The sequence below is a fragment of the Rhodoferax sp. GT1R46 genome, from assembly GCF_056521285.1.
In genome coordinates this window covers 45,849-67,302 of sequence record NZ_JBWMBC010000007.1, presented here as the reverse complement: position 1 = coordinate 67,302, position 21,454 = coordinate 45,849, and the positions used below count along the sequence as shown (strand labels likewise).

The following is a 21,454-nucleotide window of genomic DNA, read 5'->3' as shown; positions in this document are numbered from 1 at the left end:
ATGCAGTTACGTGCCGTGGATGGTAACGTGATCTGGCCTATTTGGGCCACAAGACCCACATCTGCAGAGGCTGTTTCAGTCGCCCAGCCAGTTCGCCGGCCTCGGCCCCTGCGCCCGCAAAGTAGTCGGCCCGGACCGCTCCCACAATAGCGCTCCCCGTATCCTGCGCCAGCACCAGTTTTTGCAGGTTCACCTGTACCCCGCGGGAAGCCAGCCAGACCGGTGTGCCATAGGGAATGCTGCCGGGGTCCACCGCGATGGAGCGCCCGGGCGTCAGCGCCACGCCTTGTGCACCGCGTGGGCCACCGGCCGTATCCATATTGGCAATGGCTTCTTCCTTGAAAAACGTCATGCGCGGGTTGCTCCACAGGAGTTCCTGCTGGCGCTGCGGGTTTTGCACCAGCCAGGCCTTGATGCCGGGCCAGGAAGCGTCCCTGATCAGGCCCTGATCCAACAGCCAGCGACCCACGCTGCGGTAAGGGTGGTCATTGGTGCCGGCATATGCCAGACGCACCCAGCGCTGACCCCCACCTGGCTGAGCGATCCGGATGCGCCCGGAGCCTTGAATCTGTAGTATCAACGCGTCCACCGGGTCCGCCACATAGGCAATCACCCGACCCTTGAGGGCTGCTTGGGCCTCGGGCAAGGTGTCCATTTCCTGGCGGGTGAACCAGGGCTTGCGCTGCGCCAGACCGGCCGGAGGCTGGTATAGCGGCACAGTAAAGCCGGCCACCGGCTCACGGCTGGCCTCGAGCACCGGTTCGAAGTAGGCTGTCAGCAAGCCACCGGCGTCGCCCTGTGCCGTCTCCACCCGGTAGGGCTGCAGGCGCGCCAGCATCCAGGCGCGCTGCTCCTGCGGACTGCCAATGCTCAGGCGGCGCACCTCGGAGCACAAAGCAGCGTGTGGAGCGACCGGTCGCTCACAACTCTTGAGCCAGGCGTTCCAGGCTTCAAACAGGGTGTCATCGGCGAAGCCCGGCAGGTCGGACCATGGCGCAGGAACCCAGCGACTTTTGGCCTGGTTGATCACGCCGGAGGCATCAGCCGGCACAGTGCGCACCCCCTCGACCCGGGGCGGGATTGACAGGGGCGCACTGCCGCAGGCGGCCAGTGTTCCTACAATCAATGCAATTCCTACCCTTCCCACCATTCGCCAACAGGCGAGGAGCCGCTGTATGACATTGCTATTGCTGGAAGCCCTGGGGGCCGGCTTGTTGTTCATTGGAATCATCTGGTGGACCATGTTTTCGGGCCGTGACAACGGTGAGCTGCCACGCTCGCCCGATACGCCGCCTGCGCCGCCAGGCAGTGCAGAGAAAAATACAGACAAAAGTGACCTGTAGCCCCCGTGCAGTATGCGTGAGAAGCTCCTGAATTCATAGCACCCGGTGCTGTAAGGAGGGCAACTGGGAGCGGCACTGCACCAGGGTCTGGAAATCAAGCTCGGCACACACCACGCCTGCTTCCTGCGCGCGTTCGGCCAGAATTTTCCCCCAGGGATCGATGAGCAGGCTCTGCCCCCATGTGCGCCGTCCGCTGGGGTGCACGCCGCCCTGGGCCGCCGCGGCCACAAACGCCAGATTCTCGATGGCACGGGCCCGCAGCAACACTTCCCAGTGCGCCTGACCGGTGGTATGGGTGAAGGCGCTGGGCACCAGGATCAGGTGCACGCCGTGCTGCGCATGGGTGCGGTACAGCTCGGCAAAACGCAGGTCATAGCACACGCTCAGGCCCACCTGCCAGACGTTCCCGTCCCGAGAGGGCAAATCAAACCGGGTGGGTGTCGCGCCCCGGCTGAGCACGCGGGATTCGTCGTACGACTCACGTCCATTGTCATAGCGAAACAAATGAATCTTGTCGTAGCGCGCCACGCACGCGCCCTGCGGGTTGAACACCAGGCTGCTGTTGTAGACCCGGTCGGGCTCGGGGGCCGTCAGCGGCAGCGTGCCCGCCACCAGCCACAAGCCCAAATCCCGCGCCGTACCCGACAAAAATTGTTGGATAGGACCGGCACCAAACTCCTCCTGAATAGCCAGCTTGTCGGTGTCGTGCTGGCCAATCAGGCAGAAGTATTCCGGCAGCACCGCCAACTCGGCTCCAGCCTGTGCGGCTTGCTCCAGCAGCGCACGGGCCTGCTGCAAATTGTCGTCCAGGTTTCCCGTGGACACCATCTGGATGGCTGCGACTTTCATTTTGACTCCTCAGGTTTTCCCGTCTTGCGGTCCACTTTGGACACACGGGGATCGACCCAGGTGCCGTCGATCAGGAATTCCTGGGTGGCGGCCTCGATCAGTGGTTTGCGCAATATGAGCTGGGCCAGAAACGTGGTCAGCCCGACGACCGGGTTGATGGCCGATGCAATCAGCGAAGCGCTGCCTGCGTTAATTTCCGGAACCACCACCACCTTGATCGCCTGGGTTTCCCTGGCAATGTCCGCCTGGCCTTCCATCAGCACGGCGGCGTTGACGCCCTTCATTTGCAGGTTGTTGGTGCGCGCGATACCCTGGTTAATGGCCACATCGCCGCGCAGAAAGTCAAAGGCAAAGCCTTCACTGAAGACATCCCTGAAATCCAGGGCCAGCCTTCGGGGCAGCGACTGCAGGCTCAAAACGCCCAGCAGCTTGGCGATACCCGGATCGGCCTTGAGGAACTGGCCTTCTTCCACATTCACATTGAAACTACCGCCCAGGCTGGGATAGTCCAGCGTGATGGGCGAGCCCATCCAGGCCACCTGACCTTCGATCTTGCCGCGCCCCCGGCGTATCACGCCCTTCATGCCAAAACGTTGCAGCAGCTCACCGGAATCATTCATGTCGAGCTTGAAATTCAGGACGGTGCGGCGCCGCTCCTTGATGTTGCGACCGGCCGCAGGAGCAGGCTGGGTACTGACATTGGTCCAGTTGCCTCCCGCCGTCAAAGTGGCCTCTGGGGTAATGATGTTGAAACGGTTCAGGCGCCACTCGCGAACCGGCTCTCGTCCGGCTCCGGTGGCCAGATTGACGGCGTCCATTTCCACACGGCCCAGCTTCTTGCCCCGGAGTTCAAAGTCTTCCACCACGACATCCAGCGCAGGAATGCTGGCGGGCTGCTCGTCGAGCAGGCTCTCGACGTCTTGTGCCGTGCTCTGCCCGATGGCGAGGCGCGCCAGGCGGCCATACAGGCGTCCGGGTGTTGCCCCGCTTGACTGGCGGTATTCCACATACCCATTGAGCTCCGATGCATTGATGTTGGCCCGCCACAGCAGCCCTTCTCGCCCGGCACCTACCACCACGTTGTTGAGTTTGCGTCCGCCCAGCGTGAGCTCGCGTGCGCGCACCGCCATGCTGGTCGGCAAGTACCCCATGCCCGCAGCCGCCGATTGGGGGGCCTGCGCGGCCAGACTGCCCACCGAAAGGTCCGCACCCGAAGCGCGGGACAATACGGTGGACCAGGCGTCCAGATCCACGCTGGTCATGCTGATATTGGCCAGCACCCCATCCGGGGGAAGCGGTGCAGACTCATCGGCAGCCAGGCCCACCCCGATGGCACCCCGCAGCACGCGGGGCTCAATACCCGACACATCCCGCACGTATACGATGTTGGCCAGGCGTCCCACGTCGAGCTGGATCTGGTCTTGCACATGCACGCCATCCAGCGCGCCAGGCCCCACGGTCGACCGCACCACCGAGGTTTCCAGACGCAAGGGCAATTGCGCCTCGGCCGATTTGCCAAACGGCGCAGGCAGGGTCAAGGCCAGGCCACTCAGGTTGCTGTTGATCAGCAACTCCGCCACGCCACTGCGCAGGCCCAGCACGGCGGTGTATGCGGCAGATCCGGTGGCGTACTGTGCCAGCCCGGCGGCAAAACCCAACTCGCGGGCTTGTCGCAGACCTTCTGCCGTGGCCGTGCCTTGCATGCGCAGAACCTGCGGCGCCGCTTTGGCGCCTGCCCCATTGCTGAGGAAACTCAGGCCTCCTTCGATGCGCACATCACCACCTAGCGCCCTGGCCTGCCCACCGGCAACTGAAAATCCCGATTCAGAAAATGACACGACGCCGCGTGACCGTGTCAGTCGGGGCGTCTCGGGCGTTACCTGCAGATCATTTCCCGCCAAAGTAATGCTCCCTTGTACCGTGGCACGAGCCACCGCAGCAATGGGAAAACCCAACTTCAGTCGGTAGTCGGCCGGCCCCGTGAAGCTTGCATGGGCCAGTGCCTTTCCCATGTAGCCGCTCAAGGGGGAGCCATTCACAACGCTCAGTGTGTCCTCCATTGGACCCTGGAATTCTGCGTTAACGGACACGGTCGCACCGTCATACAACTTGTTCACAACCCCCTCTGCCTTGCTGATCCGCAATGCAGTGCCCTGTCCCAAAATGGCACGGGTTGCCTTGATCTGCAGCACGTCATGGTCGATGAGAAACTCGCCTGTCAGCTGGGTCAGAGCCGGCCAGGGCAGGCTGTCCTTGGGCAGCACACTGGCGGGTGCGTAAGTGAACGCAACGTCTTTCACATTGGCAGAAATGCGGAAATCACCCTGCTTGGCGGTGGCAAAGGGGAAATCCTGCAGATTCCCCTTGACCTTGAATTTGACTCCGGACGCAGTGCCACCGGTAACCGCATCGCGCACATAGTCACGCACGTCCCGGTGCAGCGCCAGCGGGAGATAGCGGTATACACGGGCGCCCTCCGCCCGGCTGAGGGTACCCTGCAGATCCAGCGCACCCGGAAACCGCCCGACCCCTTCAGTGCTGCCGGCAACGACCGCACCGGTTTGCCATTTGACTTGAAGTTCTCCCTGGGCGTCGGCATTGCTGAAGCGCAGACTGGGCACCGTCACGCTGATTTGCGCAGCATCCCGCTTCCACTGCACCTCGCCCGCGAGTTGATCAACCGCAATCACCGGGTCATCAAATACACCGGGGAAATCGATGCTGCCACCCTGCACGGCAACCATCGCCTTGCCTCCGGACTGGTTGACATCGAAATCGATATCAGCCCTTTTGAATCCGGGTCTGGCGCCGGCTCCATCGGTCTGAGCCGCCAGCTCCAGCTGCGTCGCGCGCCCTTTGACGGCGAATTGGGTCGGCTGCTCAGGCGGTCCCTGCCAGCTCGCCTGAACCTGTTCAACCAGGCCTTTGGGCGCCAGCTCGGTCAGCGCCGTGTGCACGGCTTCGCCCAGCGGCAGGCGGTTGGCAATCTGGGCCATGGCGGCCAGATCCAGCCGATCGGCAAGCAGTTCTCCACGGGCCGGGATGCGGCGGTCACCATCGAACAGGCTCACGCGAACATTGCCACCAGGCCAGTGCAATCCATCGCCCGTGTCAAATTGCAGCCCCAGGGTTGAATACTCCATCCCCCCTTCCACCACTCTGACACCCAGACGACCCGCGACCTGTTGCAATGTCAGCGCCTCCAGTTTCGGATCAACCTTGACGTTCACGCCGTTCAGCGCCAAATCGGCCGTCGCACCAGTCAAGGCACCGCGGGTCACGTCCACCCATGCGCGCATGGCACCCGAGCCTTGCGCCACGTCCACCGGAAGATCGGCATAACGCCGCAACTGTGCCAAGTCGACTTGCGCGAAATTCGCATACAACTGCCCTTGCCACTCCCGCCACAACCCGACATTGCGGGACAAAAGTGGGTGCCTGAAAATACCCGAGACACTGAGGCGGGAGCCCCAATCAGCGGGCGGATTGGCATCCACCCGCATGGAATGGGTGCGGTGCTGATTGCGCAGCACCCAATTCACGTCCGTCAAAGTCAGCATGGGAACGTCCCGCTGTTCGTCGGTCCAATTCACCACGCCACGTCGAATCACCAGCTCCGCCTGGGAAAAAACCCAATTCGCGCCCGACCCGTCTTTTTCGGCGCCGTCGGATAAAGAGAATCCCGCCACCCAGATTCGTCCATCCAGAGAGCGCCGCACGTCCAGCACGGGTCGATCAATCGTCAGTTGCTCGAAGCCCAGTCCCAATACCGATCGCGGTGACAGCGAGGCCGAGACGGACGGCAGCCGCAGGGCTTCGCGTCCCTGCGCGTCCACCAAGACGACATCATTCAGCTTAAACGACGGAATCAACCCGTTTGACGTGGCCGCAATCGCGCCGATGCGTACGGTGATGCCCAGGGCCGCCGAAGCCCGTTGCTCGAGCATCGGACGAAGCTCGGCGATTCGCGGCACAATCAGAAAATGCAGCCCCCCCCAGACAATGGCCAACACAATCCACGCAGCCACCAGCAGCCATAAAGCCAAGCGCACGGTCGCCGCGCCGACCCTGAAAAGGGGCGAGGGAGTTGGCGTGAATTCAGTCATCGTGAAAATGAAACCATGTCAGGAATTATGACCCGCAATGCATCTCCCAATCTGGCTGAGGGCTCACGCTTCGGACAGCGGATTCGACGTCGCTACGCCCAGCAGCTGGGGCTGCTTCCCCGGGGCATACCGACGCGCGCCACCATGCAGCAGCTTTTCGATGCGTTGCGCGCGGGCGGCACAGACGTGGGCACCGGATTGCGTACGCTGCGCCAGCTGGTTCTGGAGCGCTTGGTGGAGCTGGACTGCATGGAGCACGCCAGCCTGGAGGCCGTCACCGCCACCATGACCGAACTGGCGGAATTTGCGCTGGACGCAGCCTTTGTGGAGAGCGCCCGATTGCTGACCCAGGTGCACGGGGAGCCCCGGACGCCCCAAGGAGGTCCCGTGGAACTCTGTATCGTCGGCATGGGAAAACTGGGGGCCCGCGAACTCAATGTGTCCAGCGACATCGACCTGATCTACATCTACGACCAGGATGGCGACACCGCTGGCGACGCCAACGGCAGGGGCCACATTTCCAACCAGGAATATTTTGGCAAGGTGGTGCGCTCCATCTTTGCCCTGATCGGCGACACCACGGACCACGGCTTCGTTTTTCGCGTAGACCTGGCGCTGCGCCCGAATGGCAACTCGGGCCCTCCCGTTGTCTCGCTCGGGGCACTGGAAGAATACTTTCATGTTCAGGGACGGGAGTGGGAGCGCTTTGCCTGGCTCAAAAGCCGGGTTGTGGCGCCTGCCCAGGCCATTGGTTCACCCTGTGCACAAAGCCTGCGTGCCGTCGTGACGCCCTTTGTTTTCAGGCGCTATCTGGACTACAACGTCTTTGATTCGCTGCGCGTCTTGCACCGCCAGATTCGCGACCACGCCACCAAGCGCAGTGCCGGAAAACCGGAGCGCAGCAACGACGTCAAGCTGTCACGCGGCGGCATTCGGGAAATTGAATTCACCGTGCAGCTGTTGCAGGTGGTTCGCGGTGGTCAGTTTCCCGAGTTGCGCACTCGCCCCACCCTGAGCGCCTTGCAGCGACTGGCCACAGCGGGGCTGATGCCCCAGACCACGGCCGACGCACTGGCAAGAGCCTATGTATTCCTTCGCAAGGTGGAACACCGCATCCAGTATCTGGACGACCAGCAGACCCACGTTCTTCCCACATCCGATGCCGACCTGGAGTGGATGGCCCGGACCCTGGATTTCGAAAACAGCTGCGCCTTCCTGGGCGAGTTGGACACGCACCGCGAACTGGTTGCGCAGGAGTTTGATGCGCTTCTGGGTGGCGCCCATCAGGAGTGCAAGGGCTGCGGCGGCCAGGGCCCCACACCCGGCGCAACCGATTTCGACGAACTACTGGAGCAGTTGAGCGGGCGCTTTCGCGAGCGGGTAGCCGTTTGGCGAGACCACCCCCGGGTGCTGGCACTGCGCGAAGCGTCACGTGCGCGTCTGGCGCGGTTGGTGATACGCACGGCGCAATGGGTCGCTGAGGGCAAAGTGAGCGAGGAAGCCGCGGTGCGGATTGCCGACTGGATCGAACCCTTGCTGCGTCGCGAGAGCTACCTGGCTCTGTTGCTGGAGCGTCCGAACGTGCACGAACGCCTGCTGCACATGCTGGGGGCGGCGCGTTGGCCCGCACGTTACTTGCTGAAACATCCCGGCGTCATCGACGAACTGGCCGGCAACGCCATGTTTGAAGAGCGATTCGATGCGGCCGACTTTGAACAGGAATTGGAGCGCCGACGCACCGCGTTGCAGGGCAGCGCAGAAGATGACGATGAGGCGTTGCTGAACCTGCTGCGCAGAGCCCATCACGCCGAAGTATTCCGCACACTCGCGCGCGACGTGGAGGGGCGTCTGAGCGTAGAACAGGTGGCCGACGACTTGAGCGCGCTGGCCGAAGCGGTGTTGCGAATCACCACACGGTGGTGCTGGGAACGGTTGAAGAACCGCCATCGCCCTGACTACCGCTTTGCCATCATTGCCTACGGCAAGCTGGGAGGGAAAGAGCTGGGTTACGGCAGTGACCTGGACATCGTGTTTGTGTATGACGATGCGGACGAACGGGCATCCGAGGTGTACGGCGCGCTGGTGCGCAAGTTGATCAATTGGCTGACCGTCAAGACCGGCGAGGGTGATCTGTACGAGATCGACACGGCCCTGCGCCCCAACGGCAATTCAGGGCTGCTGGTGACCAGTTTCGATGCCTATGCGAACTACCAGCAACAACGCGGCAGCAACACTGCATGGACCTGGGAGCACCAGGCCATGACCCGTGCGCGTTTCGTTCTGGGGGACGCGGCCTTGCAAACCCGTTTTGAGGCGGTGCGCGAGGCCGTCATTGGTGCGAAGCGCGACCGTCTGGGCCTGCGCGAGGAGATTGGCAGCATGCGGGCCAAGGTGCGCGCCAGCCATCCGGTTCGAGGGGAGCAATTTGATGTGAAGCACAGCCCTGGGGGCATGGTCGACATTGAATTTGCCGTGCAGTTCCTGGTATTGTCCGAGGGATGCCATCACGCGGAACTGCTGGCCAACGTGGGCAACATTGGACTCCTGATCCGCGCTCAGGCATGCGGTTTGCTGTCAGAACCGATTGGAGAAAATGCCGCCCACGCCTACCGCAGCTTGCGTCAGATTCAGCACCGTGCGCGCCTGAATGAAGAACCCACGCAGGTGGACAAGACTGCAGTGGAAAGCGAGCGAAGGGCAGGGCTTGCCCTGTGGGCTGCTGTGTTTGAAACCCCCACAGTGGCCGCTGCCACCTAACGCGCCCGGATTTTTTCCAGAAGGCGGGTGGTCGAGTAGCCCGCCACGAACGGCAGGGCCAGTGCATGGCCACCCCAGGACTTGACAAGAGCCGTCTCCGGCAGTTTTTCCATGTCGTAATCTCCGCCTTTGACCAGAATCTCCGGCCGGATTTCCGCAATTAGTTGCTCGGGCGTGTCTTCGTCAAAACAGGTCACCAGGCTCACCGACTGCTGGCTGGCCATAACCACGGCGCGGTCCGTTTCATTGTTGAGCGGCCGGTCGTCGCCTTTGCCCAGGCGCCGTACCGATGCATCGGTATTCAATGCCACGATCAGGCTCCCGCCCAAATCACGCGCCTGCGCCAGATACATGACATGACCGCGGTGCAGCACATCGAAAACACCATTGGTAAAAACCCAGGGCTTGGGCAGGCCACCCAACTGCAAAGCCAGATTTTCGCGATGACAGATTTTGGCCAGAAATGCGGGGAGGTTATCGTGGGTTTCCATGACTGGAATGCTAGCAGCAAGCCCACTGACCTCAAGAGTGGCGCGCTTTGGTCGATCTGACAATGCATAATCTTCCGCGATCCATGCAACTTATTCCTGTCAGCGTCGAGTCCATCCGCATCAACCAGCCCCTGCCGTTCCCCCTGATGGACAAGAACGGGGTGTTGCTGGCAAAAAGGTCCTTCATCATTGAGTCCCGGGAAGCGTTGGCTGAAATTTCCCAGCGCGGGGGCGGTCTTTTCATTGATGTTGCCGACTCGGAGGCTCACCACCGCGCCTATGTAGAGCGTCTGCATGGCCTGGTGCGCGACGGAAAGTCATTGGGCGAGATCGCCAATGCCAAAATTACCGGAAACCCGCTTGGCGGGCGCGTTGCGCAGGACGACGAACGTCCCGATTGGCTGGACCTCCAGGTTCAGGGCAACGCCTTGCTTCGGGATACCAACGCAGCCCCGTTCCGTGAGCGATTGGATCGGCTCTACGGTCAGTTGAGCCGCCATTCACGGCGCAACCCGGACGGAACGCTGTTTGCGCTGATTCACCTTTCCGCCACGGAGATGGGCATGTACAGCGCCACACACGCCATGCTGGTCAGCGTCATGTGCGGCCTGGCTGCCCGGGAAGTGCTTAATTGGTCTCCTGAAGTAGAAGACTCGCTTTGCAAGGCGGCCTTGACCATGAACATGGGCATGACCGAGTTGCAGGACCGGTTGGCAAAACAGGTAGAGGCCCCGACCGTGGCACAACGGCAAGCCATCGATGGCCACATGGCCAAGGCGGCTGACATGCTTGCCGACATGGGCGTGACCGACAAGAATTGGCTTCAAGCTGTACGGGAACACCATACCCAGGAGCCGGGCCCTCTGAAAACCAAGACACCGGCACAACAGATGGCCCGGTTGATTCAGCGGGCGGACATGTTTGCGGCCCGCCTGGCGCCGCGCGCTGCGCGTGTTCCGGTTTCACCCGCCGCCGCCATGCAGGCTTGCTACTTCGACGAAAACCGGCAGATTGATGAGGCGGGCGCCGCATTGATCAAGGCGGTCGGAATCTATCAGCCGGGATCGTTTGTGCGTCTGGCAACCGACGAAGTGGCGGTCGTGGTGAAACGCGGCATGAACACCGCCACACCCCGCGTGGCGGTACTGGTCAACCGCAGTGGCATGCCCACCATCGAGCCTACGGTGCGTGACACGAGCGTGCGTGATTACCGTATCGTCGCCAGCGTGGCCCATCGCGATGTCAAGGTCCAGATCAACCTGGATCGGCTGCTGCCTCTGACAGCGAGCCCTGCCTCAGACCGACCCTGGTAAGGCAGCCGCTTCCAGCGGCCCGGGCCGTTCACGACTTAGTTCTTTGCGGTATTTGTTGAGTTCCTGCACGGTACCAAAGCTGCGCTCCATGAGCAGACTCATGTTGTGCAAGATGCGTTCAACCACCTTGTTTTCCCACACGGCATCGAATTTGATTTGCGTGTCCAGCCAATGTTCCAGCCACTCGGGATCCGGCAGCCGGCTCTGGATGGTGTCGCGTGGAAACAGGGTTTTGTTGACATGAAGATTGGTGGGGTGCAGCGCCTGCGCAGTGCGCCGGGCGCTGGCCATCAACACACCGACGCGGGCGAAGGCGCTCTTGGCCTCCGTTCCAAAATTCTGAATCGCCCGCTTCATGTACTTGAGATAGGCACCGCCATGGCGGGCCTCATCCTGGCTGATCCGTGTATAGATGGCCTTGATAACGGGCTCGGTGTGCCATTCGCTGGCGCGGCGGTACCAGTGGTTCAGGCGGATTTCGCCGCAAAAATGCAGCATCAATGTTTCGAGCGCGGGCGCCGGATCAAATTCGAACCGTACGGCGTGCAACTCCGCCTCGGTAGGCATCAGCTCCGAACGAAAGCGGCGCAAATACTCCATCAAAACCAGCGAGTGTTTTTGCTATTCAAAAAACCAGATGGACATGAAGGCAGAAAAATCGCTGTCGCCCCGGTTGTCGCGCAAGAACATTTCGGTAGCCGGCAACGCCGACCACTCGGTAATGGCATTCATTTTGATAGTGGTGGCCTGCTCATCCGTGAGGCGGGTGGGGTCAAACGAGTCCCAGGGGATGTCTTTCTCCATGTCCCAGCGGACAGACTCTAGTTGCTTGAAAAGCTCCGGATACAGCATGGCGATCTCTTGATTTCAGACGGGATGGTGCCAGCAATTCTAGGGAGCGCGCGTGTCCGGACGATGACCACGGCCCTGCATCCATAAACCCAGCAAGGTCTCATAACCATGAGAAATTAGTGGTTATTTAATCCGCTTATTCATTAAATTACCAACCGGTCACAATACAACCAAATAGTTTTAATAAGGGAACTAATGCAATCCTATTTCCTGTTCGTCGGAAACACACATCATGGCCGCGAAAGGTTCGCGGACAGCGCTGCGTCATGAAAGTCGCCATCGTTGGCTCCGGGATTGCAGGTCTGGGTGCCGCCCACGCCTTGCGTGGTCAGGCTGACATCACGTTGCTTGAGTCGGGTGACTATTTTGGTGGCCACACCCACACCGTGAACCTCACGCTGGACGGACCCAGCGGGCCTGTTACGCATGGTGTGGACACCGGATTTCTGGTGTTCAACGAACGCACGTATCCCCAATTGATCGCTTTGCTGGCCGACCTGGGTGTTCCCACTGCGCGCTCGGACATGTCGTTCTCGGTGCAGGTCCCCGCTGCCAAGGGTCGCAAACCACTGGAGTGGAGCGGCTCTTCGCTGAACACCGTCTTCGCCCAGCGCCGCAATCTGGTCAATCCCCGGTTTTTGCGTATGTTGCGGGACGTGCTGCGCTTCAACCAGCTGGCCACCGATTTGGCCGTGGGCGGGTTGGAGGCCGACTTGATGCAGCCACTGGCGGGCTTCCTGGAGCAGCATCATCTCTCGCCCGAATTTCGGGACTGGTATTTCTTGCCCATGCTGGGGTGTATCTGGAGCTGCCCCACGGACCAGATGTTGCAGTTTCCCGTAGCGACCATGATCCGGTTTTGCCACAACCATGGCCTCATTCAGGTGAGCAACCGCCCGCAGTGGTGGACCGTGGACGGCGGTGCGCGCCAGTATGTGGAAAGAATCGTTGCCCACATCGCCGACAAGCGCCTGCGCAGCCCGGTGCAGCGCATCACACGCACGACCGACGGCGTTTCTGTCGTGGTCAACGGCCAGACCGAGCACTTTGACAAGGTGGTGCTAGCCAGCCATTCCGACCAATCACTAACCTTGCTGGGCGATGCTACGGACGCCGAACGCGCAACGCTGGGCGCCATCCGCTACCAGCCCAACCGGGCGGTACTGCACACCGACACCTCGGTGTTGCCGGACACCCGCCGCGCCTGGGCAGCCTGGAACTACGAACGCGCATCCGATGCCAGCCAGGACTCTGCGCAGGTGTGCCTGCACTACCTCATCAACATGCTGCAGCCCGTGCCATTTACCCAACCGGTGGTGGTGTCCCTCAACCCGGTTCAGGCGATTGACCCCGCCAAGGTGCACGGCACGTTTGACTATGCCCATCCGGTGTTCGATATATCCGCCATTCAAGCCCAGTCGCAGGTGCCTGCGCTGCAGGGCCGGCAGCACACCTATTTTTGCGGAGCATGGACCGGATACGGCTTCCATGAAGACGGCCTCAAATCCGGGCTGGATGTCGGTGCGCGGTTGCGCGTCGCCCTGACCCAAGGCGCCTGAATCGGTTCACCATGCAAGCAACCCAACCGCAAACTGCCCTGAGCCACGGCCCGCTGATCGGCTTTGGGCAAGTGCGCCACACCCGACTGGCGCCGGTGCACAACGCCTTTGCCTATGGCACGTATTTTCTGATGCTGCCGCTGCGCAGCCTGCAAAAAAATGGCTACGGCCACCTCGCCCACAACCGTTTTGCGCCCCTGAGTTTTTTTGACACCGACCATGGGGACGGGCGGGGTGCTTCCCAGGGCGGCGCACTGGCTTGGGTGGAAGCGCTGCTGGCGCATGAGGGAATCGACGGGGCGGACGGTGAGATCTGGCTGCACTGCTACCCGCGGGTCTGGGGACACACTTTCAAGCCGGTGAGCTTCTGGTACTGCCACCGGGCCGACGGCACCTTGCGCGCCATTGTGGTGGAGGTGAACAACACCTTTGGTGAACGCCATTGCTACCTGCTGGATGCGCCCCGTTTTGGCGTAGAACTACAGGCCGCCAAAGTGTTTCACGTGTCGCCATTTTGTCCGGTCGAAGGCACCTACCGCTTCCGTTTCATGGTAACGCCCGACCACACCCGCACCGTCGCCCGCATTGACTACGACAACGCCCAAGGTCCGCTGATCGAAACCAGTGTCAGCGGCACCCTGGAGCCGCTCACGGCCAGGACCGTACGACGCGCCCTGTGGCGCTATCCGGCCATGACGATCGGCGTGGTGCTGCGCATTCACTGGCAGGCGATCCGGCTGTTTTTCAAGAAGACGCCATTTTTTGGCAAGCCGTCGCCCCCCACCACTTTCACCACCCGTTGAACCAGCAGGCCCAAGATGAACAGCACTACAGCCTCCACTTTCTCGATTCCCCAGGGCACCCCTGCCGCCGCGCGGACGGTTCTCAAACTGCTGCAGCGTCTGCGCCACGGCACGCTGACCGTACAGCTGCCTGACGGCTCCATGCAATGCTTTGGTCAGGGGGGCTTGCCCCACGCAGCGCTGAGCCTGCACAACTGGAATGTATTTTCAGCCGCCCTCAAATCAGGAGATATCGGCTTTGCAGAAACCTACATCGCGGGCGACTGGACCACGCCCAGCCTGGTGGAACTGTTGCGCGTTCTGGTGAAGAACCGGGCAGAAGTCGAAAGTGTGGTTTATGGCTCGTGGGCGGGTCGCTTGCTGTACCGCATCAAGCACCTGCTCAACCGCAACACACGCAGCAACAGCCAGAAGAACATCCACGCCCACTATGACCTGGGCAACGCGTTCTACCACCTGTGGCTGGACGAGACCATGAACTACTCGGCGGCCATCTTTGCGGGTGACCTGCAGCAGCCCATGGCTACGGCGCAAAAAACCAAGGTACGCCGCGCGCTCGATCTCGCACAGGTCAAACCCGGTGACCGGGTGCTGGAAATTGGCTGCGGCTGGGGTGCGCTGGCGGAAATGGCGACCACTGAATTCGGCGCCTCGGTGGTGGGGGTGACCTTGAGTACCGAGCAGCTCGCGTTTGCTCAAGAGCGGATGCAGCGTCTGGGAGTCTCGCCGCAGGCTGATCTGCGCCTGCAGGATTATCGCGACATTGGCGATGCGCCCTTTGACGCCATTTGCTCTATTGAAATGGTTGAAGCGGTGGGCCGAGAATACTGGCCGACCTATTTTGCGTCGGTGGCCAAACTGCTCAAACCCGGGGGCCGCGCCTGCGTGCAAAGCATCGTGATTGATGATGCCTTGTTTGACCGCTATGTGGGCTCCACAGACTTCATTCAGCAGTACATTTTTCCTGGGGGCTGCCTGCCCTGCCCACGCGAGTTCCGGCTGCAAGCCGCCGCTGCGGGGCTGGACGTGGTGGACGAATACGCCTTCGGCCACGACTACGGCGAAACCCTGCGCCGCTGGCGCGATGCCTTCATGGCCCAGCGTGCCGCCGTTTTGCAGGGCGGCTTCGATCAGCGCTTCATCCTGATTTGGGAGTTCTACCTGGCCTACTGCGAGGCGGCGTTCAGTGAGGACAACATCGACGTCGTGCAGTACACCCTGCAGAAACGCGCCGCCTGAGCCGGACCGCCGCCATGACCCAACGCCGCACCCTGCTTAGAACCGGCCCTGCCTTTTGGCTGGCAGGCATGTGCCTGGGCGCAGCGCTGCCGGGTACTGCGTTCGCCCAGGCACAGGCGACCGTACCCGCTGAAGTGGCACCCGAGCTACCGGGTGCGCAGTGGAGCGGTTCGGCGCGCCTGCGCTACTTCGGCTTTGATATTTATGACGCTGCGTTGTGGACCGCTCCGGGGTTTCGGGCGACCACCTTCGCCCAGCATGCGCTGGCACTGGAGCTGACTTACCTGCGCGCGCTGAGCGGACCCGCCATCGCGCAGCGCTCGCTCGATGAGATGCGCCGCAGCGGGCCCATCACCCCCGCACAAGCGGAACGCTGGCTGGCGGCCATGCAGGATACCTTTCCCGACGTCAAGGCGGGCGACCGCCTGCTTGGGCTGCACAGCCCTGCCCAGGGTGCGCGCTTCTGGCTCAACGGACAAGCGCGCGGGGCTGTGCGGGACCCGGACTTCAGCCGCCTGTTTTTTGGCATCTGGCTGTCCGAATCCACCAGCGAACCCCAGTTGCGCAGCCGCCTGCTGTCGCGTGCAGCGACATGAAGCCGGCTGGCTCAGCTGCACAGGCGTTCACCTGGCATGAGGGATGGCGCTACGGTCTGATGGGGTTGCCCCTGGCGTTTGTGGCCTTGCCGCTGTACGTGGTGCTACCCAACCACTACGCCCGGGAGTTGGGTGTGCCACTGGCCATACTGGGTGCTGTGCTGCTGGGCTCGCGGCTGTTTGATGCCTTTATTGACCCTCTCATTGGCCGCTGGAGCGATCGCCTGTTTGCGCGCTCGCTGCAGGCGGTTCTGGCCTGGGCGGCACTGGCCGCAACCGTGCTGGCCATCGGGTTTGCGCTGCTGTTTTTCCCGCCCATCCGCCAGGTGCCGTTGCTGGTAATTTGGGCCACGGTATGCCTCATGGTGACCTATGCGGCCTACAGCACGCTCAGCGTCATGCACCAGTCGTGGGGCGCCATGCTTGGCGGTGATGAGAACCAGCGCAGCCGCATCGTCGCCTGGCGCGAGGGACTGGGCCTGGTGGGGGTGGTGGTTGCATCGATTACCCCGGTAGCCCTCGGCCTGCCTGCGACTACCGCTCTGTTTTTCATAGCATTGGCAGCAGGCTGGTGGGCCTGGAGCCGTGCGCGCAAACCCGAGCCGGTGGGCACCCATGCGCAGCGCAGTGGGGTGTGGTCGTCGGGCCGGCCCGGCTCGGTCTGGCTGCCCTTTTCCCGTCCCGGCTTTCGCGCACTGCTGGCCGTGTTTGTGGTCAATGGCATCGCCAGCGCCATACCGGCCACGCTGATCCTGTTTTTTGTGCAAGACCGGTTGCAGGCACCAGTCGCCATCGAACCGCTGTTTCTGGGCAGCTATTTTGTGTGCGCAGCGGCCGCCATACCTGCCTGGCTGGTCTTGGTGCGGCGCATCGGTCTGGCGCGCACCTGGGGCATTGGCATGCTGCTGTCGATTGCCGTATTTGTCTTTGCGTCGCAACTGGGAACGGGTGATGTGGCCGGTTTCGTGTGGGTCTGTGCGCTCTCGGGCATGGCACTGGGAACGGACCTGGCGCTCCCCAGCGCCCTCCTGGCCGGCACCATCGCAGCCAGCGGCGACCGGGGCCGGTCGGAAGGCGCTTATTTTGGCTGGTGGAATTTCGCTACCAAACTCAACCTGGCCCTGGCAGCGGGTGTGGCGCTGCCGGTGTTGGGCTGGCTGGGCTACACGCCCGGTACGCGCGACGAGGCCGCTCTCCAGACCCTGACCTGGGCCTATTGCCTGCTGCCCTGCCTGCTCAAGGTGGTAGCCGCGGGCCTTTTGTACACCCTCATCATCCGAAAGACCCCATGAAACGACGTTTGCTTCTGACATCGGCGGCCGCGGCCTCCGTACTCGCCTTGGGAGGCTGCGCTTCGCAACACATTGACAGCTATGCCAATGACAAGCCGGTGCTGGACTTGCAGGAGTATTTCAACGGCACCCTGGATGCCTACGGCGTGTTCACGGACCGCTCCGGCACCGTGGTCAAGCGCTTCACCGTGGTCATGCAGTGCAGCTGGCAAGGCAATGAAGGCGTGCTGGACGAAGACTTTCTGTATTCCGACGGCACCCGGCAAAAGCGCATCTGGCGCCTGACAAAACGGGCCGACGGACGTTATACCGGTCGCGCCGATGACGTCGTCGGTGAGGCGCAGGGCGAAAGCCGGGGCAATGCGTTTCACTGGACATACACCCTGAGCCTGCCGGTGGATGGCCGCGTTTTCGACGTGCAGTTTGACGACTGGATGTACCGCATGAGCGACAAAGTCATGCTCAACAAAGCCACGATGCGCAAGTTTGGCGTGCGCCTCGGTGAGGTCACCCTGTCGTTTACCAAACGCTAGTGCGGATAAAACATATGTTCCTGCCCCCCCTGAACCCGCCCATCACCGACTGGAACGGAAAAACCGTCTGGATTGTGGGTGCATCCACCGGCATTGGCCGCGCCACTGCGCAGGCCCTGCACGCGCGCGGCGCACGCGTGGTGGTCTCTGCACGCAAGGCCGAAGCACTGGCGGCCTTTGCGCAAAGGCACCCGGGCAGCCGCGCGCTGCCACTGGACGCGACCAACGCGGCCGCGCTCCGGACTGCGGCAGCCCAGTTGCTGGCCCAAGGCCCACTGGACTGCGTGGTCTACTGCGCAGGGCACTACCAGTCCATGCGTGCCAACGCCATGGACGTGGGCGAGATGGTGCGCCATGTGGAGGTCAATTACCTGGGTGCACTGCACCTGCTGGACGCGGTACTGCCCGCCATGCTGGCGCGTGGCGCTGGCCACATCAGCCTGGTGGGCAGCGTAGCCGGCTACCGGGGTCTGCCGCAAAGTCTGGCGTATGGCCCGACGAAGGCGGCGCTGATCAATCTGGCGGAAACGCTGTACCTGGATCTGCACGACAAGGGCATCGGTGTGTCCATCATCAACCCGGGTTTTGTGCAAACGCCACTCACTGCCGACAACGCGTTCGATATGCCCGCCCTGCTGACCCCTGAACAGGCGGCGACGGCCATTGTGAACGGGTGGCAGCGCGGCGCCTTCGAGATCCATTTCCCCAAGCGCTTCACGTTGTGGCTGAAGGCCCTGCGTGTGTTGCCCAACCGGGTTTACTTTTATTTGATGCAGCGGGTGAAACCATGACACCAACGGCGGTGGCGCAACTGGTGGCTTTCTTTGAAAACATCAGCCCGGACTCGGGGGGAACGATTGACAGGCTGTACGACCCGACCGCCCGGTTTGTCGACCCGTTCAACGATGTGCAAGGCGTGGCCGACATCCGCCGCATCTTTGCACACATGTTTGTGGCACTGGAGGCCCCCCGTTTTGTGGTCACCCATTCGCTCGTTCAAGGAAACCAATGCTTCCTGACCTGGGACTTCCACTTCCGCTTCAAGTCATTCCAGAAGGACAAGCCGCAGACCATCCACGGCGGCTCGCACCTGATTTTTTCTGAGCAGGGGCTGGTGACCTTGCACCGCGACTACTGGGACGCAGCCCAGGAGTTGTACGAAAAGCTGCCGCTGGTAGGCAGCCTGATGCGCTGGCTTAAAAAACGGGCGAACAGTTGAGTTCTACCCAGTCAGCGCACTTCAGCCCGACTGGACGCTGGGCTGAAAGTCCTGTGTGCGACGGGGCTCCCACCAGGCACGGATATTCGCAAACACGTTGCGACAGCCCGTACAGCGGTACTGACCCGTGGGCAGCAAAGCACCGCTTTCGGCGCGGTCAATGACCTGCTGGTAGCTGGTGGCGCCGCATTCGCGGCATTTGTAAATGGTTTTGTAATTTGCCATGGCGATTTGACTGTACTGGCAGTCGCGCCTTGTGTGGCAAGCAAAAATGTAAACCGATGTAAACGGCGTATCGATTTCTAACGAGGGAGCGCGTCGCTCAGGCTGGCACGGTGTCTGCGAAACTGGCGCGCAGCATCAACTTCTCAAACAGGCGAACCAGGTTAGGGTGGTCGGCACGCCAATCCAGTTCGGGAAACCGGAAGTCCAGATAGCCCAGCGCACAGCCCACAGCAACGTCGGCCAACGTGAGGTGGATGCCACCGCAATAGGGCTTTTCACCCAAGCCCTTGCTCATGGCTTTCACCGTCATGTCGATCTTGCCGAGTTGGCGATCGATCCACGCCTGGCTGCGCTGCGCTTTGGTGCGTCCGTCCCATGTGGCTTCCAGCCGTGCAAGCAAAGCGGCATCCAGCAGACCGTCAGCCAGCGATTCCCAGGTTTTGATCTCGGCCCGCTCCCGGCCCACCGTAGGAATCAGTTTTCCCACCGGCGAGAGAGTGTCCAGGTATTCCACAATCACGCGCGAATCAAACAGGGCCTCCGCGCCCTCCATGATCAGACAGGGCACCTTGCCCAGCGGATTGGATTGGGAAATCGTGGTGTCAGCAGCCCAAACGTCCTCGGTCACAAAGGCATAGTCCAGTTTCTTCTCGGCCATAACGACGCGCACTTTGCGTACGTAGGGGCTGGAGGTGGATCCGAGTAATTTCATGGGCGCTCAACTGTTGCAGGAGGGTTCATTCTATCCACTGGGGACTTTCCGGAAGCTTTTCCGGGGTGATTGGTGGCGCACAACCTACAATTGGGCCATGACTTTCTCCTCCATTTCCGCCCTTTCCCCGCTGGACGGCCGCTACGCCGCCAAGCTCGCCAATCTGCGCCCCCTGATGAGTGAACAAGGCTACATGCACCGACGGGTGCAAGTGGAAGTGGCCTGGTTCATCAAACTCAGTGATGCAGGGTTTGCCGAATTCAAGCCACTGACGCCCGGAGCACGTACTTACTTAATGGGACTGGTGAAGAACTTCTCGGAAGCCGATGGCGAAGCGATCAAGGTGATTGAGAAGACCACGAACCATGACGTGAAGGCCGTCGAATACTGGATCAAATCCAAATTTGAAGCCCGGCCAGAGCTGCTGGCCGCGCAGGAGTTTGTGCACTTTGCGTGCACGAGCGAAGACATCAACAACACCAGCCATGCCCTGCAGCTCAAGGGCGCACGCGACCTGGTTCTGCTGCCCGCGCTGGATGCGGTAATCACCCGACTGCGCACCATGGCCCACGGCTTTGCCGAGGTACCGATGCTCAGCCGGACCCATGGCCAGACCGCCAGCCCCACGACCGTGGGCAAAGAAGTGGCCAATGTGGTGGTGCGCCTGGTGGCCGCACGCGAGAAAATCGCTGCGATCAAGATCATGGCAAAAATGAACGGCGCGGTGGGTAACTACAACGCCCACCTGTCGGCCTGGCCCGACTTTGACTGGGAAGCCTTCAGCCGCAAAGTGATCGAGACCCCTGAGCCGCTGGGCCTGGGCTTGACCTTTCAGCCCTACAGCATCCAGATTGAGCCGCACGATTACATGGCCGAGATGTTTGACGCCATCGCCCGCGTTGACACCATCCTGATCGACTGGGCCCGGGACGTGTGGGGCTATGTGTCACTGGGCTATTTCAAGCAAAAACTGCGCGACGGCGAAGTGGGCTCGTCCACCATGCCGCACAAGGTCAACCCGATTGATTTTGAAAACGCCGAGGGCAATTTGGGCCTGGCCAACGCCCTGCTCAAGCACCTGAGCGAGAAGCTGCCGATTTCCCGCTGGCAGCGTGACCTGACCGACTCCACCGTGCTGCGCAACATGGGCGTGGCTGTGGGCTACGCCGTGCTGGCCTACCAGTCGCTGCTCACCGGCCTGAACAAGCTCGAAATCAACGAAGCTGCCATTGCTGCTGACCTCGATTCGTCCTGGGAAGTGCTGGCCGAGCCGATTCAAACCGTGATGCGCCGCTTTGGTCTGCCCCAGCCCTATGAGCAGCTCAAAAAGTTCACTCGCGGCGAGCCGATGACGCGCGAGCTGATGCAGGGCTTTATTGCCAATCTGGAAATTCCAGAGGCGGAGAAACAGCGCCTGCTGGCCATGACGCCGGGCAGCTACACCGGCATGGCGGCGGAGCTGGCGCGCCGGGTCTAAGACGACGGCAGCACAAAGGTACGCAAACCGGAAAGCGGGGTTCGTGCCGACCAGGAGTTGACCCTAACGCGAGCCAGAATCATACAAA

At 61.8% G+C, this 21,454-nt stretch carries 18 protein-coding genes and 1 pseudogene; 12 read left to right on the top strand and 7 right to left on the bottom strand.

Annotated elements, in window-relative coordinates:
* Positions 1-37: 37 nt before the first annotated feature.
* Positions 38-1,243, bottom strand: coding sequence for a murein transglycosylase A (mltA, locus tag AC097W_RS15305; protein ID WP_479603484.1), 1,206 nt, complete (start codon positions 1,241-1,243; stop codon positions 38-40).
* Between mltA and AC097W_RS15300 the strand changes: the two genes are divergently transcribed.
* Entirely contained in the window at positions 1,176-1,343 is a 168-nt protein-coding gene (locus AC097W_RS15300) for a hypothetical protein (RefSeq protein WP_479603483.1), read from the top strand. The genes mltA and AC097W_RS15300 overlap by 68 nt on opposite strands.
* Positions 1,344-1,376: 33 nt before the next feature.
* Here AC097W_RS15300 and AC097W_RS15295 read toward each other — a convergent pair whose 3' ends face one another.
* Positions 1,377-2,192: a carbon-nitrogen hydrolase family protein gene (locus tag AC097W_RS15295; RefSeq protein ID WP_479603482.1), complete on the bottom strand. Its 816-nt coding sequence runs from the start codon at positions 2,190-2,192 to the stop codon at positions 1,377-1,379.
* Positions 2,189-6,298, bottom strand: a complete 4,110-nt coding sequence (locus AC097W_RS15290; RefSeq protein ID WP_479603481.1) for a YhdP family protein — start codon at positions 6,296-6,298, stop codon at positions 2,189-2,191. The genes AC097W_RS15295 and AC097W_RS15290 overlap by 4 nt, the downstream gene beginning before the upstream one ends.
* 15 nt (positions 6,299-6,313) lie before the next feature.
* On the opposite strand from AC097W_RS15290, the gene glnE reads away from it, so the two are divergent.
* Positions 6,314-9,055: a bifunctional [glutamate--ammonia ligase]-adenylyl-L-tyrosine phosphorylase/[glutamate--ammonia-ligase] adenylyltransferase gene (gene glnE, locus AC097W_RS15285; RefSeq protein WP_479603480.1), complete on the top strand. Its 2,742-nt coding sequence runs from the start codon at positions 6,314-6,316 to the stop codon at positions 9,053-9,055.
* On the opposite strand, the gene rfaE2 is transcribed toward glnE, so the two are convergent.
* The gene (rfaE2, locus tag AC097W_RS15280) at positions 9,052-9,546 is read right to left on the bottom strand and encodes a D-glycero-beta-D-manno-heptose 1-phosphate adenylyltransferase (RefSeq protein WP_479603479.1); all 495 of its coding nucleotides are present in this window, start codon (positions 9,544-9,546) and stop codon (positions 9,052-9,054) included. The genes glnE and rfaE2 overlap by 4 nt on opposite strands.
* 83 nt (positions 9,547-9,629) lie before the next feature.
* Between rfaE2 and AC097W_RS15275 the strand changes: the two genes are divergently transcribed.
* Positions 9,630-10,859, top strand: a complete 1,230-nt coding sequence (locus AC097W_RS15275) for an HD-GYP domain-containing protein (RefSeq protein ID WP_479603478.1) — start codon at positions 9,630-9,632, stop codon at positions 10,857-10,859.
* Here AC097W_RS15275 and AC097W_RS15270 read toward each other — a convergent pair.
* Positions 10,842-11,711: pseudogene (locus AC097W_RS15270) on the bottom strand (ferritin family protein). The gene AC097W_RS15275 and the pseudogene AC097W_RS15270 sit on opposite strands and share 18 nt — an antisense overlap.
* Positions 11,712-11,977: 266 nt before the next feature.
* On the opposite strand from AC097W_RS15270, the gene AC097W_RS15265 reads away from it, so the two are divergent.
* From AC097W_RS15265 to AC097W_RS15230, 8 genes are read left to right on the top strand one after another with little or no spacing between them, the layout of a single operon-like run.
* Positions 11,978-13,270 (top strand): NAD(P)/FAD-dependent oxidoreductase, encoded by a 1,293-nt coding sequence (locus AC097W_RS15265; protein ID WP_479603477.1) that lies wholly within the window; start codon positions 11,978-11,980, stop codon positions 13,268-13,270.
* Between the two features lie 11 nt (positions 13,271-13,281).
* Complete coding sequence (locus AC097W_RS15260) at positions 13,282-14,073, top strand: DUF1365 domain-containing protein (protein ID WP_479603476.1); 792 nt, start codon at positions 13,282-13,284, stop codon at positions 14,071-14,073.
* Positions 14,074-14,088: 15 nt separating this feature from the next.
* Complete coding sequence (locus AC097W_RS15255) at positions 14,089-15,312, top strand: class I SAM-dependent methyltransferase (protein WP_479603475.1); 1,224 nt, start codon at positions 14,089-14,091, stop codon at positions 15,310-15,312.
* 14 nt (positions 15,313-15,326) lie between these two features.
* The gene (locus tag AC097W_RS15250) at positions 15,327-15,908 is read left to right on the top strand and encodes a chalcone isomerase family protein (RefSeq protein ID WP_479603474.1); all 582 of its coding nucleotides are present in this window, start codon (positions 15,327-15,329) and stop codon (positions 15,906-15,908) included.
* A complete protein-coding gene (locus AC097W_RS15245; RefSeq protein ID WP_479603473.1) occupies positions 15,905-17,200 on the top strand; it encodes an MFS transporter in 1,296 nt (431 codons plus the stop codon). Before AC097W_RS15250 ends, AC097W_RS15245 begins: the two co-directional genes overlap by 4 nt.
* Entirely contained in the window at positions 17,197-17,733 is a 537-nt protein-coding gene (locus AC097W_RS15240; RefSeq protein ID WP_479603472.1) for a DUF3833 domain-containing protein, read from the top strand. Before AC097W_RS15245 ends, AC097W_RS15240 begins: the two co-directional genes overlap by 4 nt.
* Before the next feature lie 14 nt (positions 17,734-17,747).
* Positions 17,748-18,524, top strand: coding sequence for an SDR family NAD(P)-dependent oxidoreductase (locus tag AC097W_RS15235; protein WP_479603471.1), 777 nt, complete (start codon positions 17,748-17,750; stop codon positions 18,522-18,524).
* Entirely contained in the window at positions 18,521-18,952 is a 432-nt protein-coding gene (locus AC097W_RS15230; RefSeq protein WP_479603470.1) for a nuclear transport factor 2 family protein, read from the top strand. Before AC097W_RS15235 ends, AC097W_RS15230 begins: the two co-directional genes overlap by 4 nt.
* A 21-nt stretch (positions 18,953-18,973) precedes the next feature.
* Here AC097W_RS15230 and AC097W_RS15225 read toward each other — a convergent pair whose 3' ends face one another.
* Together AC097W_RS15225 and AC097W_RS15220 are read right to left on the bottom strand one after the other, a co-directional pair.
* Positions 18,974-19,177, bottom strand: a complete 204-nt coding sequence (locus tag AC097W_RS15225; protein ID WP_479603469.1) for a hypothetical protein — start codon at positions 19,175-19,177, stop codon at positions 18,974-18,976.
* 97 nt (positions 19,178-19,274) lie between these two features.
* Complete coding sequence (locus AC097W_RS15220; protein WP_479603468.1) at positions 19,275-19,889, bottom strand: glutathione S-transferase C-terminal domain-containing protein; 615 nt, start codon at positions 19,887-19,889, stop codon at positions 19,275-19,277.
* Between the two features lie 97 nt (positions 19,890-19,986).
* Here AC097W_RS15220 and purB point away from each other — a divergent pair, with 97 nt between their 5' ends.
* Complete coding sequence (gene purB / locus AC097W_RS15215; RefSeq protein WP_479603467.1) at positions 19,987-21,366, top strand: adenylosuccinate lyase; 1,380 nt, start codon at positions 19,987-19,989, stop codon at positions 21,364-21,366.
* The last annotated feature ends 88 nt before the right edge of the window (positions 21,367-21,454 follow it).

What these genes read in the sequence shown, in the direction of transcription:
- AC097W_RS15300 (WP_479603483.1), top strand. Translation starts at nt 1,176, where the DNA reads ATGACATTGCTATTGCTGGAAGCCCTGGGGGCCGGCTTGTTGTTCATT.
- mltA (WP_479603484.1), bottom strand. Translation starts at nt 1,243, where the DNA reads ATGGTCCACCAGATGATTCCAATGAACAACAAGCCGGCCCCCAGGGCT.
- AC097W_RS15295 (WP_479603482.1), bottom strand. Translation starts at nt 2,192, where the DNA reads ATGAAAGTCGCAGCCATCCAGATGGTGTCCACGGGAAACCTGGACGAC.
- AC097W_RS15290 (WP_479603481.1), bottom strand. Translation starts at nt 6,298, where the DNA reads ATGACTGAATTCACGCCAACTCCCTCGCCCCTTTTCAGGGTCGGCGCG.
- glnE (WP_479603480.1), top strand. Translation starts at nt 6,314, where the DNA reads ATGTCAGGAATTATGACCCGCAATGCATCTCCCAATCTGGCTGAGGGC.
- rfaE2 (WP_479603479.1), bottom strand. Translation starts at nt 9,546, where the DNA reads ATGGAAACCCACGATAACCTCCCCGCATTTCTGGCCAAAATCTGTCAT.
- AC097W_RS15275 (WP_479603478.1), top strand. Translation starts at nt 9,630, where the DNA reads ATGCAACTTATTCCTGTCAGCGTCGAGTCCATCCGCATCAACCAGCCC.
- AC097W_RS15265 (WP_479603477.1), top strand. Translation starts at nt 11,978, where the DNA reads ATGAAAGTCGCCATCGTTGGCTCCGGGATTGCAGGTCTGGGTGCCGCC.
- AC097W_RS15260 (WP_479603476.1), top strand. Translation starts at nt 13,282, where the DNA reads ATGCAAGCAACCCAACCGCAAACTGCCCTGAGCCACGGCCCGCTGATC.
- AC097W_RS15255 (WP_479603475.1), top strand. Translation starts at nt 14,089, where the DNA reads ATGAACAGCACTACAGCCTCCACTTTCTCGATTCCCCAGGGCACCCCT.
- AC097W_RS15250 (WP_479603474.1), top strand. Translation starts at nt 15,327, where the DNA reads ATGACCCAACGCCGCACCCTGCTTAGAACCGGCCCTGCCTTTTGGCTG.
- AC097W_RS15245 (WP_479603473.1), top strand. Translation starts at nt 15,905, where the DNA reads ATGAAGCCGGCTGGCTCAGCTGCACAGGCGTTCACCTGGCATGAGGGA.
- AC097W_RS15240 (WP_479603472.1), top strand. Translation starts at nt 17,197, where the DNA reads ATGAAACGACGTTTGCTTCTGACATCGGCGGCCGCGGCCTCCGTACTC.
- AC097W_RS15235 (WP_479603471.1), top strand. Translation starts at nt 17,748, where the DNA reads ATGTTCCTGCCCCCCCTGAACCCGCCCATCACCGACTGGAACGGAAAA.
- AC097W_RS15230 (WP_479603470.1), top strand. Translation starts at nt 18,521, where the DNA reads ATGACACCAACGGCGGTGGCGCAACTGGTGGCTTTCTTTGAAAACATC.
- AC097W_RS15225 (WP_479603469.1), bottom strand. Translation starts at nt 19,177, where the DNA reads ATGGCAAATTACAAAACCATTTACAAATGCCGCGAATGCGGCGCCACC.
- AC097W_RS15220 (WP_479603468.1), bottom strand. Translation starts at nt 19,889, where the DNA reads ATGAAATTACTCGGATCCACCTCCAGCCCCTACGTACGCAAAGTGCGC.
- purB (WP_479603467.1), top strand. Translation starts at nt 19,987, where the DNA reads ATGACTTTCTCCTCCATTTCCGCCCTTTCCCCGCTGGACGGCCGCTAC.